This window comes from Enterococcus avium ATCC 14025 (assembly GCF_000406965.1).
Lineage (GTDB): Bacteria > Bacillota > Bacilli > Lactobacillales > Enterococcaceae > Enterococcus_A > Enterococcus_A avium.
In genome coordinates, this window is sequence record NZ_KE136357.1 from 1270487 (window position 1) to 1285908 (window position 15422).

Sequence of the window (15422 nt, forward strand, 5' to 3'; positions counted from 1 at the left end):
AAAACTTCGATTCCAATGGAGTGGTTCATTACATTTGTCTTGAATGTGGGATAAAGGAAAAAATTCCAAAGGAAGTAGTTCAATTTTTGGATGCAGGAGATGTTGCATTTGATCCTGAGAACGCTCCGCAATTTGATTGCGAAAAATGTGGTGGAGAGATGTATCCAGAATACTATAAGAACGTACTTGGATACGAATTTAGAATCAGTGATCGACAATAAAATGATTTATCTAAACAAAAAGTCCTCAGGAGCGGTTTTCTCCTGAGGTTTTCTTATGTCCAACCGACGACACGATGGACGATTCAAGGTTCATTATAGGTTGAATCGTTATAGTGGTAACACCACATTTGAACCATGTGGGTGATGAAAACAATGCGAGGGGGAGTCAGAAAATGAAGGAAATGATTTTAAAAACCAATAATCTTACAAAAAAATATTCTGGAGGCGCAGGTGCAAAGCAAATAAATATGACGTTGAGGAAGGGAGATATCTACGGTTTTATTGGCCAAAACGGTGCAGGAAAAACCACCCTTTTACGCCTGATCACCGGGCTGATCCATCCAACCAGCGGAGATCTAGAGCTTTTTGGAAGCAGCGAGGAACAGGCACTGATCCTAGCAAGAAAAAGAATTGGCGCCATGATTGAAACGCCGGCCTTTTTCCCTAAAATGACAGCGCGGGGAAATTTGGAGTATTACCGTATACAACGAGGAATCAAGAATCAAAACGAAATCGAACGTGTTCTGAAATTAGTCAATTTGGACGCGACCGGAAGCAAGCCATTCAATCAATTTTCGCTTGGAATGAAGCAGCGTTTGGGACTGGCCTTAGCAATCATGGGAGAGCCCGAATTATTGATTCTAGATGAGCCGATAAACGGCTTGGACCCAACAGGAATGATCGAGTTTCGTGAAATCATCCGCCAGCTAAATCAGGAGAAGAACCTGACCATCCTGATTTCTAGCCATATCCTTTCAGAACTCACGCAAATAGCTACAAGGTATGGCGTTATTCATCACGGAGTGCTCATAAAAGAATTTTCCAAGGAGGAACTGGATAAAAATACTCAAGGATATATCTCCATGAAGGTCAGTAGCGCGGTAAAGGCTGGAGAAATTATTCAGTCCACAATCAACACGGCACAAGTCGAGGTGCCTTCAACGGAGGAAGTTCGACTGTTTAACTTCTATCAGGATACCTCACAGGTGATTGAGCTTTTGAGTGCCAACGACATAAAAATCTATTCATCTAACGAAGTAAAAATAAATTTGGAAGACTATTTCATCCATCTAATCGGTGAAATAGCTTAAGGAGGCAGAGACCTATAGTAAATATAATAAAATCAGATATTTTTCGACTACGCAAAGGTGCCGCCGTTCGCAATGTCTTTCTGGCAGGCATCATCATTATTGTTATTACCGGCGTAAATATGGCAGGCTCCAGCAGCGGTTTTGGCGGTGTCGGAGTTCAAACCACTGCCAGTGCCGCGAGAGCCTTGCCTGGAAATGGCGCGGAATTCCTGCAGCAGATGCGTGATGATGGGCTCTTTCCTTTCTTTATTTTAGCCTTTGCTGTAGCTGTGCTGGGGGCGGAGTATCCGACCGGAACGATTCGAAACAGCTTGTCCTATTTTGTTGATCGCAGGAAAGTATTCTTTGCAAAATGCATCACTGGATTCCTATGTTGTTTAGCTTATACCTGCTTGTGCTTGATCGTAAGCTTTATAGTGGGGACGCTTCTTTTTGGTTTCGGCGGCTTTAGTCTGACGTTGTTCATAAGAGTTCTTCTCCAGATTCTCTTGTCTATTCCGTTGTATCTCGGCATGGTCGCAATCGGAAATGGGCTGCTGGTTTTTACGAAGCGGACAAGTATCACTATTGCGACCTACTTAATCGGGTTGATTGTTTTTCCATCCTTCACGAATCAACTCTTGCAATTATTTCCAAAAGCAGAATGGCTGCAGCTTTGTGATCCGTTATCGGCATTTTCTGTGTTATCAAGATTTTGGGAATTTCCTTTTGGAGTAGTTGGAATGATTCTCCTATATTTGGTTTCTCTTAGATGCACTTCTGCTGTTTGCAGGATCACACTTGTATACGAACGCAGATATTGCGTAGCGGAAGTGAAATAAAAATCAAACGATTAAACTACTAAAAGGAGACTTTATGAAAAAGATCAAAAAATCCGTTATAGCGTTTCTTGTACTCTGCTTTGCATTAAGTTCAATCTTCTATGTGCTTATTATCAAGTATCAAATGTTAAATATGGCCTATTTATTGATGTGGTGTCCAGGAGTCGCTGCGATAATCGTAAAACGCATGTATTATCGAAATGAGCCCCTTATTAATTTACAGAAATTTAAGCTGAAATACGTTTTGTTAGGGATAGGTATTCCTTTTATCTATAGTCTTTTTTCATACAGCATCTATTTAATCATGCGTGGAAAAGGAGCATTCTCGAATGATTTTATTCGGACGCTTACAAGCAATCCGTTAATCCTGCTTTTGTATGTCTCTCTCTTTTTTATCACTGCTTTAGGAGAGGAAGTAGGCTGGCGCGGCTTCTTGAATCGTAAAATGTTCCAGGTTTTTGGCTTTCGCAAAGGAGCCTTTCTAACAGGTTCTATCTGGGCGGTCTGGCATCTGCCGCTGATTCTCGCAGGCTATGTATCCGATATTCCGATCTGGTATCAGGCGCCGATTTATGTGATTCAATGTATTGCCATGTCTTATCCAATGTCGTATCTAAGTCTCAAATCAAAAAGCGTGTGGTCAGCAGCCTTCTTTCACTTTACCCACAACTTTGTCATTCAGGTCCTGCTAGATCAATCAATTAACGGACCAAACAAACCGTATTTAGTTGGCGAAACTGGCGTACTGACTATTTTGATTTTATTGACTTTCTGTTTCATGTATGCCAAGAAACCCACTGATTCGCTGAAAGAGAATCAGCTATTTTAGCCCTTTAAAAGCAAAGAGCTATGTAGATTTGTTGATCATCTACATAGCTCTTTTTGTGGATCGGTATGTCTTTTCCGGAATGGCTGTTATATCAGAACCATTTGGATCAACTAGTGTGAAATCAATAACTATCAATCTAAATCCAATTCAAATGAATCCCTGCTTTCCTTCAACTGATAGTGATAAATAGAGATAGGATCAAGGGAATAATCTTCAATTTTTTGAAGCTTCTCGTTTGATTGAATGCTTGAGTCAGGCAGAATCGCAGCGGCTTCGTGATTTTCCAACATATCAATCATCACATCGAGTGTATCGACTTCGATGCAACGGGTACGAAGTCCTGTTTGCTCAAAAAATGCAAGAGTTGCTTGTCTGTAAGGACATTCCAGGTCTCGATTAATGACGATGGTTGAGGCTTGAAGAGCCTGTTTATTTTGTTTTGATTTTATCCAGCTGATGGGTTCTTCTTTGATTTTTGTCCTAATGAATGATTTTTCCTCCAGTTTTTTATTAAGAATCATCACATCTAGCCGGTGATTTTTAAGCTGCTGGATCAGCAGCGAAGAAGTATTTGTAAAAATAACGAGTTGTTCATCAAAAAAGTGGTCCTGCAGATAATTTTTCGTGATGGTTTGAGTAGCGCCGACTCTGATTTTTTTTGGTGCGGCAATGAAGTTTTCCTCTAAGTCAGCGATGGTGCCTAGCAGGGCTTCGGCATAGGGCAGAAATTCCTCGCCATCTGTTGTTAAGGTCATGCCCTTATTTGTACGGTGGAACAGTTTTTTTCCCGATTCTTCCTCTAATTTTGCAACACGTTTACTGATATTTGATTGCACATATCCGAGGCTTTCCGCTGCTTTCATCGTGGACTTTAGATCAGCGACCTCTTTAAAAATCTTGATATCGGTAAATTCCATGGGTTCACCTCGTTTGATATTCCTATTTGGAATAGTGCTTATCTAATTTAATCATTATACAGCTAAGAAGGGCGCTTGTATAATTGAAGCCAGCAAGAAAGGAGCCGACAACAATGAACGCAATGCAGTATAAAATCACTTTACCGAATGACTATGACATGACTATCATCCGTGAAAGGGTGGAGAATAACGGCTTTAAAACGGACGGGTTTCAGGATTTGTTATTAAAGGCCTACTTGGTTTTAGACAGTGAGACAAGAAAGGAATATGCGCCTTTGTATCTGTGGAAGCAGGAGGGCGGCATGAATCGATTTATTTTTGAAGGCTTTTACGATAACATTTTGACGTCCTTTGGCTGGCAGCAGACCATTATCGCAGTGCCTCTTCAGGTCGAACTAGGAGAAGCGATTAAGAACGCGAAGTTCGTTTTAGATATTGAGCAGGATATTCCTCGTCAGGACAAAATGGCGGCTCCTGATTTTTCATTGGAAAGAACCACTGAAAATGGTCGCGTATTGGTGTACAATCCGGACAAATGGAAGTACGTTGAGTTTTATTTCTTCAGCGATTATCCAGAAAGCATTTCTGGAGATGGGGTTGTGTATGAGCTATTACTTTATCGCTTTAGCTGTCACTTAAATGAGTAATTTTCTTCTTCGTTTTTCCTACAGCCTACACAGCTTTTATTGAGATTGTTGGTGTATCCATGTATGATTAGGCTGGATGAAAAAGCAAGAATCGCAGGAAAACGGCGGTTCTTTTTTCAACAAATTGGCTACAAAGAACAGAGGAGAAGGAATGGATAAGCAACAGCTGGAAGTTATTCGGAAAAGTTTCACGTTTGAACAGCGCCTAAGTGATTATGAGGACTATTTTAAAGCCGCAGTTTTAGTACCGTTAATTGAAATTGAGGGAGAACTACACTTTTTGTTTGAAAAGCGGGCGGCAAACATTAAGCAAGGAGGAGAAATCTGTTTTCCTGGCGGGAAATTCGAAATAACTGATTCGTCTTCCTTAGCGGCTGCTATGCGTGAAACACAGGAAGAATTAGGCTGCGACCAGGACCAAATTACTGTTTTGGGCAGATTAAAAACCTTGATTCTAGCGAGTGGCGTACTGATAAATCCCTATCTCGGCGTGTTGAATTGCTCCTTGAGTGAGCTAAAAACTGATCCACAAGAGGTTGACTCAATTTTTACTTTGCCAGTAGCCTCCTTTTTAGAAAGACAGCCTGACCGCTACGACTGTCTGGTTAAGGTGCATCCCTACGTCATTGATTCTGAAACAAACGTGCGAACAGACCTGTTGCCGGTCATCAATCTAGGATTGCCAGAGCGGTATCAGGAACCGTGGGGCGATTCTATACAAAAGATTTATGCCTATCAAACGGAATCAGGGGTTATTTGGGGCCTAACCGCAAAGGTCCTCTATGATTGTTTAACCGATATCCAAGAGCTGTTGTCAATTGAGAGATAGAAATTGTTGATTAAATTTCTTCAATTTAGTCGGTTAAAAGCCAGCCATGTTACAGTTAATAAAACGAAATAGCACACTCAATGAAAGGAGCAATCTCTTGGAAGAAAATGGTTTAAAGAAGATGTGGCAAACCTACGGCAGTGAAAAACGTTTCAATTACGCGAGGATTCAGGATCGATTGGGTAAGGATTACCCCACCATGCGATTTCGAGCAAATGAGCCGATCGTGATGCGTGGGGAGTTTCCTACGTACATCTATTTTATTTGCAGCGGGGTAGCGGTTGGGATCAGAGATTATGAGGACGGCAGTGAATACGATTATTTTCAACTGGATAAAACCAATGGCAGTGTGGGGCTCCTAGAAACCTTGGCGCAAAAGGAAGCGATAATCGCTACGATCACTTGTTTAACGGACGTAGAGGTGGTACGGGTGCCGTCAGCTACAGTCTATCAATGGATTATGCAGGATTTGGAGCTGCTGCGACTTAGCGCGAACCTTCTGGCGGATGATCTTTATCATCGCTCAGGCAGTGATGGATTCTTTTACCAGCTTCACGGTGTGGATCGTTTGCGCTATTATTTGGTACAGTATTACGATAGCCATTTGAAAACCGGAGAACCTTTAGTTGAGGTACAGGAGTTTCGAGAAAAAATCGGCAACAAGCTTGGGATGAGCGTGCGGACAGTCGGTCGGGCCTTAAAAAAACTGCGGGAAAGTCAAGAAATTTTCAGCATAGATCGTAAAATCTACGTTGGACCAAAGGAAAGGCAACGGCTGCAGCAGAACTTAACGCGCAGTTAAAATTCGATTATCTACCACGAAGGGACACATGACCTTTCGTGGTCTTTTCATTTTAACTATACTAATGGCAACAGGAAGGAAGCCCTTACAAAGTGAGGGCTTGCTTTCAAAAAAGAAGGAAAGTAGGAAGAGAGATGAAACGTGGATTAAGGTATGACTTCGGTCTGCAGGCATTGATGCTGATTCCAGTCGGTGTGTCTTTAAATGTTGTCGGGTATCAGCTATGTACGATATTAAAGCTTCCAGTTTTTATTGATCAGATTGGCACGTATCTAGTGGCGATGGTAGCAGGACCCTGGGTTGGAGTGATGACCGGTTTTTTAGGCAATGTGGTCAATGGGATGCTGAATCCGGTGGCGATTCCTTATGGTTTGGTTTCCATGAGTATTGGACTATTCGCTGGATATTTTTCTCGATTTAAATTTTTCAATCATTTGATTGGGATGATTGTTGCCTGTGGTGTGTTGACGATTGTTTCAGCGGGAACAGCCGCAATTGTGACAGTGTTTATGTTTGGCGGCATCACCGGAGCGGGGACTGACCTTGTGACGGCGGCCTTTTTAGCAGCAGGGCGTCAGTTATGGGATTCGGTGTTTTCAACGAATATCATCACCGGAACCATCAATACAATTTTGAATTTTGCCATCAGTTATCTAGTCGTTAAGCGTATTCCACCGCGTTTCCTAGTCAAATTGAATTACGGCGCGACCTACATCAGTAAGGAGGTTTTGAAGCATGGCTAACCCGATCGAAAAATGGTATCCCTCCACAAAACTGATGATTGTACTTACTATCATTATCAGTAGTATGTTTTCGACGATTCCGCCGGTACAATATGTGTTGTTTGGCGTAGCGCTGTTGTTGAGCCTTTGTTCAGGAAAAATCGGGCGTTTTTTAACCACTTTCTTCAAATCGATCTTCATCATTGTGTTATTTATCTTTTTGGTTCAGGTATTTATTGTTAAGAATGAAGATAGTCAACCGATTTGGTGGTTTATCAGCTATTCACAAATAGGGCTGGACACAAGTATCGGCCTGTCCTCACGGATTGTCGCTATCAGCTCAATTATTATTTGGTTCTTCCAAGTAACGAGTGTGAAGGACATCGTTGCGGCATTAGAAAAGGCTCGAATCCCGAAGAAGGTCACCTTTGTAATTTCTGCTACGATCCAATTAGTGCCACAGATGACCAAGCTTTCGCAAACCATTACCGATGCGCAGCGTGCCAGAGGAATTGAAACAGAAGGTTCTGTGCTGGTGCGGATGAAGGCGTTTATTCCCATGATGGGACCATTGGTATTAACCTCGATCCAACAAACCGATGAACGCGTATTAACCCTGGAGGCTCGCGGCTTTTCTGCCCCCATTAAAAAGACCGCGTACTATTCCATGAAGAAAACGGCGTTGGATTATCTGATCGTAGTTGTTTGCTTGCTAGGCTTGGTCGCTTATTTTATAGGAGGTCCGCTATGAATATCATTGAACTAAAGAATGTGAGCTATCAATACCCGTTAGATTCCGAGGCGATTATCAAGAATGTCGATCTGACTATCGAACAGGGGAAGGTCTATGGATTGATTGGCAATAATCAAGCGGGGAAAACCACACTTTGCAATATTATGCGGGGTTTTATTCCAGAAATGTTTCTAGGAAAGCTCTCGGGAAGTGTCACCTATAAATCAAAAGCGATTCAAGAATACAATATCGGCGCCTTGGCAGCGGAGATCGGCTATTCTTCGCAAAATCCCTTCACGCAAATTTCAGGAGTCAAGGACACCGTCGAAGAGGAAATCGCGTACGGGATGGAAAATATCGGTATTTCACCAGCGACGATGAAGCAAAAGGTCCAAGAATTGATCGCCCTGTTCAAGCTAGAGGCGCTAAAGGAAAAAAATCCCTTCGAGCTATCCGGTGGACAAAAGCAACGAGTGGCATTGGCTTCAATCGTCGCGCTAGATCCAGATGTTGTTATCTTGGACGAACCGACAACCCAGCTAGATCCGCAGAGCACCGAAGAGGTCTTTGAGATTATCGCGATGCTGAAAAAACAAGGGAAAACGATTATTGTCGTAGAGCATAAGGTCGACCTTTTAGCGGAGTATTGTGACGAGATCATTTTATTGGAAAAGGGTCAACTCGTGAAAAAAGGTTCCGCCCATCAGGTGTTAAGCGATCCGGAGATTCTTAAGCATGGCGGGGCATTGCCGCAGGTATCGCTATTTTATTTGAAGCATTTAAAGCAAAATACTTCTGTCCCAATCACCATGGAAGAAGCAATCAAAAAATTGAAGGGAGGCGCTTTTCAATGAGCTTTTTAACCTTAGAAAATGTCAGCTTTAGTTATCCCAACGGCTTTGAGGCGACGCAGAATGTTTCTGTCGAGTTTCAATTAGGCGAAGCAGTGGCGATCATCGGGCAAAATGGTGCCGGAAAAACGACGACCGTCAAATTAATGAATGGGCTGTTGCGACCAACACAGGGACGTGTACTGATTGATGGCAAGGAAACCAAGGGCTTGACTACTGCACAAATGGCCAAACGAGTCGGCTATATTTTTCAAAATCCCGACGACCAGATTTTCCAGGATAGTATTGAAAAGGAAATCGCCTTTGGTCCTAAGAAACACAAATTGGCAGCCGAGATCGTTCAAACAAGAGTTCATGAAGCCGCAGAAGCCTGTGGATTGCAGGATGTTTTACAGGAGCATCCCTACAATTTGCCCTATTCCAAACGAAAATTCATCACGATTGCTGCCGTGATGGCGATGGACCCAGAAGTAGTCATTTTAGATGAGCCAACAGCCGGACAGGATCGCGAGTCGACAGAGCTACTCGGTAAACTGATCCGACTCTTGACCGAAAAGAAGAAAACCGTTATTACCATCACCCATGATATGGAATTTGTAACCAAGGAGTTTCAGCGGGTATTAGTCTTCGCCGAAAAACAGCTGCAAAAGGAAGGCACTCCGCGAGAAATTTTCTGGGATGAGGAATTGCTGCAACGAAGTGCCTTAAAACAGCCCTACATCTGCCAATTAGCCAAAGCTCTTGATTACCAAGATGTCATGACGATGGCTGAGCTAGAAAAGAGGATCACTGCATGAAAAACCTTCTGATTGATTGCGATCCTGGACATGACGATGCCCTGGCGATCATGGCGGCACTCGCCAATCCAGAAAGCTTTAATATACTAGGAATCACCACCATCGGCGGGAATCAAACACTAAAAAAAGTGACTGAAAATGCCAAAAATATTTTAAGCTTTCTAAATGCAGATGTTCCATTGTCAATAGGTCAAGCAGGTCCTTTAGTCAAGCCGCTGCAAACCGCACCAGAAGCCCATGGAGATTCAGGGATGGACGGTCCCTATTTTGATGGTGCAGATTATCCAATTACATCAAGCAACGGCGTTCAATTTCTCGCCGAAAAAATTCAAGCAAGTCTGGATAAGGTAACCCTTGTCGCCTTAGGTCCATTGACCAATATCGCGCTCTTGATCAAAAACTATCCCGAAGTACTCCCGAAAATTGAGGAAATTTCTTTAATGGGCGGCGGCATTCATCACGGCAACCACACAGCGCTGGCAGAGTTCAACATCTACGTCGATCCAGACGCTGCCGAGATTGTTTTTCAAAGTGGACTGCCAATCATCATGTCCGGCTTAGATGTAACAGAAAAAGCCGAGATCACTGTTAAAGAAATCCATCAACTAAAAGATAAAGGGAGAGTTAGTCAGTTAGCCTATGAATTATTGTCCTTCTATAATCAATCTGGACGACAATTTGGCTTTATCAATTCGCCGATTCATGACCTATGTGCGGTTGTCTATTTGTTAAAACCAGAACTATTCACCGGCAGCTTCGCCGATATCCACGTCATTACCGATGATTCACCCGCACGCGGCTTAACCTATGGCGATTTTCGCAGAATCGCACCAGAACCAAAGCAGACCTTTGTGTTAGAAGAGGTCGATCGAGAAGGGTTTGTGGATGTTTTGATAGAGGCACTTGTGAGATTGGATCAGGAGACAAGTGTGAAGTAGTGGAGACTTATTGAAATGAAGAAAAAAATAACGGTGCTCTTCTAGTCGGCTATGAGAAGAGCGCCGTTTTCATTTTATATATTCCCTATCTTAAACCCGCCGCGTTTATCCTCAAAGGATTTAAGCAGTTCCGCTTTTTTAGGGTCTCGTGATTTGTGTTCGTTCTTTTTGACTCTTGAAAGAGTAATCAAAGCAGCGGTTTGTTCTCTGCGTTCTTGGACAGAGGTATTTAGTATTTTTTCTTTGTCTATTTTAATCATTATAAGATACCTCCTCGATTATCTTCAAAATGGTCGCGAAGGGTTCACCATACTTTTCTATCAAGCGAATAAGAATGGTGCTTTCTACACGTTCAAAAGTATCATCATCTTCATTATACAATAGAATGCCTAAATTAGGTTTAAGTAATAGTCCAAAATAGGGACCAATGTCTGTTTTAGCACCATTTTTTAAAGGAAATGCAAGAAAGGAAAACTCTGTTTCATCGGATTCTGAGTAAAGAATATTCTTTTCATCGAGCTTCTGTTTAATAGAATAGTTGAAATATTCCGAAGCCCCCTTGGCGTCATAGATTTTAATATACTGATCCAAAATTTCCCGTTCCTCATCGCTCAACTGTTCATTTAGATAATCAAAATCCAGTGCTTCATAATGAAGCTCAAGCAATTCCAATACCCACTTACCATAATCCTTGTAGCCCCAATGCAATAAACCTCTGATTCGATCAATTAGCATATCATTTACATTGCTAAAATTTATTTTAAATCCATCTTGAGTGGTATAAGATAAGGGTTCCTTATAGATACCATCGAAGGGAATATTCGCTACCAATTCGAGGACGATTTCCAATTTTTCATGAATCCAATATTTTGCCTCTTTTTTAAAGCCTAAATCTTCCAGAACCTTCGCCAATTCTTTTTCAGCCGGGGTGATGAAGTCAATATCTTGAGTGTTGTAGCCGCCTCGAGTATAAAATTCGATAGATAATCCGCCAGTCACGATAATTTCTGAACCTGAAATACGCTGGAGATAATCGTTGATAACGGCAGCCATGCGAATATTTCGAATCCCAGAATTTGCTACCTTAACGTCCATGGATTCACTTTCTTGTTGGGTATACATTTCTTCAATTATTTTGGTATATTTTTCTAAACACACATGCTACACCTCGCGATCACCTTTATTATACATTCTAAAAGTCGTTCAGGATATGTTTCCGCAAATTTTATAATCAAGCTAGCCCTAAAAAATAGAAATCCCCTAGTAAACATCGTGAAAAATCGCTTAGAGATCACTTAGTTGCTTGACTGCAAATGTGCGGCTCCAGTTGTGTTTTCACCAAACAGTTGATTCCGCAAAATTTTAAGAAGCGCGTTAAAGACATCGTTTCAGATAATTTGATCACTTTGTTTCTAAAAGAAAGGGGTTGCATTTGTTGGTGAGTACGGTTACAATCATTTTGTAATTATTAATTACTTACTAATATACAAAAAAATGTATATTCAATTAGGAGGAGCTATCATGAAAAAAATTGTAGTAGGTGGACAGATTGACAAGCCAGAAGTGAAGGAGCTGGTTGAAAAATTTGGTGATAATCAATACGAAATTGATATCAAAAGTGATTTGGAAGCAGCAATGGCGGTAAAAAATGGACAGGCTGATTATTATGTTGGAGCGTGCAATACAGGAGGAGGCGGTGCGTTAGCCATGGCGTTAGCTTTACTAGGGCATGACAATTGTGTAACCGTTTCGATGCCGGGGAAATTGATGCCAGAAGAAGAGATTCGTGAGAATGTTCGTTGTGGAAAACAAGCATTTGGATTTACAGCGCAACATAAAGAAACAGTGATTCCAATCATTATGGATGAACTTAAAAAACAATAAAAAAACAACGGAGGAAAGAAGATGGATTCGTCAAAAATTATTGAGTTAGTTGCAATCGCGTTACTGGGTGGTTTGTGTGCGGTATTAGCGAATAAAGGAATTGCTGTTTTTAATGACGGCCTGCGACCGATCGTACCAGAATTTTTAGAAGGCAAGATCGGGAAAAAAGAAATCGCTGCTACGAGCTTTGCATTAAGCTTTGGTTTGGTTATTGGATTTGGAATACCTGTTTCAATTGGCGCATCAATTCTTTTGGTGCACAGTGTGTTACTAATGACAGATATCATCGGTTCGTGGGCTCCAGAAGGAAAAACCGGTATGATCATTTCTGCTTGTGTTGGTGCAGTATACGGTGTCGGCTTAGTTCTAGGACTTCAAGCAGTGGTGGATCTATTCGCAATGATGCCAATAAACTTTATGGACTCACTTTCTCAAGTAGGCTCTCCAGTCGTCATTGGGTTCAGTATTTTTCCTGCGGTGGCTATCGCAAGTCAGCATGGATTCAAAAAAGGGGCCATTTCATTTAGTGCGACCTTGTTAACATTGTTTATTGTAAAAAGATTTGGTACATTTGACTTAGGAAAAGGCGCGACGTTAACGTTAAGCGCTGAAGGGATGTCATTACTTGTTGGCATGATTTTTATGATTGTTTATGCTATTCAAGTAAAAAGTGATGGCAGCAACTCAAATGAAAGCCTCGTCAGCGTTTTTTTAGAACGAGTGAATCGAATTAAGAAAAACTGGATATGGCTTTCTATCACTGGCGGTTTAGTCGCTGCTTCAACAAGCTTGATGATTATCGCAGGAGACCCCATTTCTCTTAGCTTACTTTCAGAAGGAAAAATGAGTGAAGCAGCATTAGCAGCTTTTGCTAGAGGGATCGGCTTCATTCCGTTAGTATTCTCTACAGCAATCGTTACAGGTGTGTATAGTCCTGCTGGGACAACATTTGTATTTGTAGCAGGGATTTTATTACATGGAAATCCTATCGTCGCATTCCTTGTGGGCGCGCTATTGATGTTTGTGGAAGTTCAACTATTAAGCTTAATGGCAAAAGCACTAGATAAATTCCCAGGAATTCGCGAAATGGGGGAGCACATCCGTACAGCCATGAATAAGGTTCTCGAGGTTGCGTTATTAGTTGGCGGGGCAATGGCTTCGGAGCAAATCGCACCAGGAATTGGCTATTTTTGGGTGATTGGCTTGATGCTGCTAAATAGAAAAGCGAAGAAGCCAGTAGTAGAATTAGCTGTTGGACCAATTGCAGCAATCAGTTTAGGTGTAATCGTAAATATTCTGTACCTAGTTGGACTATTTGTTCCCGTTGTTACAAAATAGGAGGAGTCAAAATAGATGTTACTTGATGGAATAACGTACATGCATGAACACACAACAATTGATTTATCACGGTTAAAAAATACTGATGATACCAATTTAAACTGTTTCGATGAAACTGTCTCAGAATACAAAAAAATGTATATTAAAGGCGTGCGTAATATTGTTGATGTGACGAATATGGATATGAGAAGAAATCCGGAATATGTTCAAAAAGTCGCTGATTTATCAGGGATAAATGTCGTGCAAGCGACTGGATTTTATCAGGATAAATTTCTTCCAGAATTCGTAACAGAGGCAACCGTCGATCAGTTGACAGAATTCATGATTAAAGAAATCGAAACGGGAATTGCGGATACATCAATTAAAGCGCAAGTCATTGGTGAGATTGGAACAAGTAAAGACACCATGACTGAGCGTGAACGTAAAGTTTTTACTGCTTCAGTGATTGCTCAAAAACATACTGGAGTTCCAATCACTACTCATACCACTTTAGGAACCTATGGGCATGAACAGGTTGAATTTTTCAAAGCGCAAAAGGCAAATTTAGAAAAAATCGTCATTGGACACGTTGATTTAACAGGAAATGTCGATTACATCTTGCATATGCTGGACCAAGGAGTGTATGTTGAATTTGACACAATTGGGAAAGAAAACTACCAACCAGATTCACTACGAGCGACCATGCTAAAAGAAATCGAAAAAAGAGGCTACGACGATAAAGTATTTCTCTCAATGGATATTACACGGAAATCAAATTTGGAGTATCAGGGTGGGATTGGTTATTCCTACTTATTAGATAAGTTTGTCCCATTAGCACTCGAAACAGGTGTTTCTGAACACTTTATCAAAAAAATGCTTCAATATAATCCTCAAACATTTATGAATTAGGAGTGGATCGACACTATGGAAGCATTTCCTTTGAAAAGTTTAACAATCGAAGAAGCGACGAATTTGCAATTTAAATTGGTTGATTCAATTACACATTATTTTTCTGGTGACGAAATTTTGACTCGAGGAGATCTCGGAGTAGTAAAAGAATTAAATCAACCAAGAATGACCAACAAAGTAGAAAAAGTATTAGCTGATTTTTTCAATGTTGAAGCGGCTATGCTAGTCCGTGGTTCAGGAACGAATGCGATTAGACTTGCACTACATGCGGTTGTTGGAACAGGAAAAACAATCCTGGTTCATGATGCGCCGGTCTATCCAACCACTCAGGTCTCGATTGATATGCTGGGTATACATTTAGTTTATGCGGATTTCAATGATTTTAATAGTGTGACAGAGGTACTTCAAGAAAATAAAGTTGATGGAATTTTAATTCAAGTAACCCGTCAAAAAATTGACGATTCATATGATCTGAAAAAATTGATCTCACATATTCGCTCAATGAATAAAAAAATACCGATTGTGACGGATGACAATTACTCAGCTTTGAAAACTGAGGGAATCGGTTCACAATTTGGCGCAACTCTCGCTTGTTTTTCGACCTTCAAGCTGTTAGGGCCTGAAGGGATAGGGTGTATCGTTGGAGCTAGAGGTGCGATCGAACGCTTAAAGCAAGAGAACTACTCAGGCGGCGGTCAGGTTCAAGGCCATGAATCACTAGATGTGTTAAGAGGGATGATTTATGCGCCAGTATCGTTAGCGATTTCAGCCAAGGTTAGTGAAGAAGTCAGCGATAGAATCAATCGCCATGAGGTTGAAGGATTAGAAGCGGCATTTATCGTTAACGCGCAATCAAAAGTGATTGTTGTGAAGCTTACCAAACCATATGCTAAAAAAATAATTGAAGCAGCAACAAAATTTGGCGCTTTACCCAATCCAGTAGGCGCAGAATCGAAATATGAGTTTGCACCGCTGGTTTATAGAGTGTCGGGAACGTTTAGAAAGGCTGACCCTGCTGCGGAAGATACAATGATTCGGATCAATCCGAATAGAGCAGGAGCCGATACGATTATCAATATTTTAAAAAAGGCCATGGCGAGTATTTAAAGAATGA

The 15422-nt window shown here is 41.3% G+C and carries 18 protein-coding genes and 1 pseudogene; 16 read left to right on the forward strand and 3 right to left on the reverse strand.

The genetic code is table 11. The annotated features are described in order from the left end of the window. The 4 genes and pseudogenes from OMU_RS06055 to OMU_RS06070 form a co-directional block, all read left to right on the forward strand. A pseudogene (locus OMU_RS06055) lies at window positions 1-221 on the forward strand (hypothetical protein); the annotation flags it as partial. A gap of 173 nt (window positions 222-394) precedes the next feature. Continuing rightward, on the forward strand, window positions 395-1312 hold the full coding sequence (locus tag OMU_RS06060; RefSeq protein WP_016179087.1) for an ATP-binding cassette domain-containing protein: 918 nt from the start codon (window positions 395-397) through the stop codon (window positions 1310-1312). A 119-nt stretch (window positions 1313-1431) separates the two neighbouring features. Beyond that, on the forward strand, window positions 1432-2133 hold the full coding sequence (locus tag OMU_RS06065; RefSeq protein WP_016179088.1) for an ABC transporter permease subunit: 702 nt from the start codon (window positions 1432-1434) through the stop codon (window positions 2131-2133). Between the two features lie 34 nt (window positions 2134-2167). Beyond that, entirely contained in the window at window positions 2168-2962 is a 795-nt protein-coding gene (locus tag OMU_RS06070; protein WP_016179089.1) for a CPBP family intramembrane glutamic endopeptidase, read from the forward strand. Window positions 2963-3093: 131 nt separating this feature from the next. Here the strand turns inward: OMU_RS06070 and OMU_RS06075 are convergent, their stop codons facing one another. Then, window positions 3094-3879: a LysR family transcriptional regulator gene (locus OMU_RS06075; RefSeq protein WP_016179090.1), complete on the reverse strand. Its 786-nt coding sequence runs from the start codon at window positions 3877-3879 to the stop codon at window positions 3094-3096. A 113-nt stretch (window positions 3880-3992) separates the two neighbouring features. Here OMU_RS06075 and OMU_RS06080 point away from each other — a divergent pair, with 113 nt between their 5' ends. The 8 genes from OMU_RS06080 (at window position 3993) to OMU_RS06115 (ending at window position 10198) form a co-directional block, all read left to right on the forward strand. Further along, window positions 3993-4526 (forward strand): DUF4865 family protein, encoded by a 534-nt coding sequence (locus OMU_RS06080; RefSeq protein WP_016179091.1) that lies wholly within the window; start codon window positions 3993-3995, stop codon window positions 4524-4526. Window positions 4527-4602: 76 nt separating this feature from the next. Further along, window positions 4603-5355, forward strand: coding sequence for an NUDIX hydrolase (locus OMU_RS06085; RefSeq protein WP_233421595.1), 753 nt, complete (start codon window positions 4603-4605; stop codon window positions 5353-5355). 97 nt (window positions 5356-5452) lie between these two features. Continuing rightward, entirely contained in the window at window positions 5453-6157 is a 705-nt protein-coding gene (locus OMU_RS06090; protein ID WP_016179093.1) for a Crp/Fnr family transcriptional regulator, read from the forward strand. A 134-nt stretch (window positions 6158-6291) separates the two neighbouring features. Further along, the gene (locus tag OMU_RS06095; RefSeq protein ID WP_016179094.1) at window positions 6292-6900 is read left to right on the forward strand and encodes an ECF transporter S component; all 609 of its coding nucleotides are present in this window, start codon (window positions 6292-6294) and stop codon (window positions 6898-6900) included. Further along, entirely contained in the window at window positions 6893-7630 is a 738-nt protein-coding gene (locus OMU_RS06100) for an energy-coupling factor transporter transmembrane component T (protein WP_016179095.1), read from the forward strand. The genes OMU_RS06095 and OMU_RS06100 overlap by 8 nt, the downstream gene beginning before the upstream one ends. Further along, complete coding sequence (locus OMU_RS06105) at window positions 7627-8466, forward strand: energy-coupling factor ABC transporter ATP-binding protein (protein WP_016179096.1); 840 nt, start codon at window positions 7627-7629, stop codon at window positions 8464-8466. Before OMU_RS06100 ends, OMU_RS06105 begins: the two co-directional genes overlap by 4 nt. Next, the gene (locus tag OMU_RS06110) at window positions 8463-9260 is read left to right on the forward strand and encodes an energy-coupling factor ABC transporter ATP-binding protein (RefSeq protein WP_016179097.1); all 798 of its coding nucleotides are present in this window, start codon (window positions 8463-8465) and stop codon (window positions 9258-9260) included. Before OMU_RS06105 ends, OMU_RS06110 begins: the two co-directional genes overlap by 4 nt. After that, the gene (locus tag OMU_RS06115; RefSeq protein ID WP_016179098.1) at window positions 9257-10198 is read left to right on the forward strand and encodes a nucleoside hydrolase; all 942 of its coding nucleotides are present in this window, start codon (window positions 9257-9259) and stop codon (window positions 10196-10198) included. Before OMU_RS06110 ends, OMU_RS06115 begins: the two co-directional genes overlap by 4 nt. 74 nt (window positions 10199-10272) lie before the next feature. On the opposite strand, the gene OMU_RS06120 is transcribed toward OMU_RS06115, so the two are convergent. Further along, complete coding sequence (locus OMU_RS06120; RefSeq protein ID WP_016179099.1) at window positions 10273-10458, reverse strand: hypothetical protein; 186 nt, start codon at window positions 10456-10458, stop codon at window positions 10273-10275. Then, on the reverse strand, window positions 10451-11356 hold the full coding sequence (locus OMU_RS06125) for a hypothetical protein (protein ID WP_016179100.1): 906 nt from the start codon (window positions 11354-11356) through the stop codon (window positions 10451-10453). The genes OMU_RS06120 and OMU_RS06125 overlap by 8 nt, the downstream gene beginning before the upstream one ends. A gap of 363 nt (window positions 11357-11719) precedes the next feature. Between OMU_RS06125 and OMU_RS06130 the strand changes: the two genes are divergently transcribed. Genes OMU_RS06130 through OMU_RS06145 form a run of 4 tightly spaced genes read left to right on the forward strand, consistent with a single transcriptional unit; the run spans window position 11720 to window position 15415 of the window. Then, window positions 11720-12082, forward strand: a complete 363-nt coding sequence (locus OMU_RS06130; protein ID WP_016179101.1) for a DUF2620 domain-containing protein — start codon at window positions 11720-11722, stop codon at window positions 12080-12082. Window positions 12083-12103: 21 nt separating this feature from the next. Continuing rightward, window positions 12104-13420, forward strand: a complete 1317-nt coding sequence (locus tag OMU_RS06135; protein ID WP_016179102.1) for a YhfT family protein — start codon at window positions 12104-12106, stop codon at window positions 13418-13420. Window positions 13421-13435: 15 nt separating this feature from the next. Then, window positions 13436-14308, forward strand: coding sequence for a phosphotriesterase family protein (locus OMU_RS06140; RefSeq protein ID WP_016179103.1), 873 nt, complete (start codon window positions 13436-13438; stop codon window positions 14306-14308). Between the two features lie 15 nt (window positions 14309-14323). Then, window positions 14324-15415, forward strand: a complete 1092-nt coding sequence (locus OMU_RS06145; protein WP_016179104.1) for an aminotransferase class V-fold PLP-dependent enzyme — start codon at window positions 14324-14326, stop codon at window positions 15413-15415. Window positions 15416-15422 lie beyond the last annotated feature (7 nt).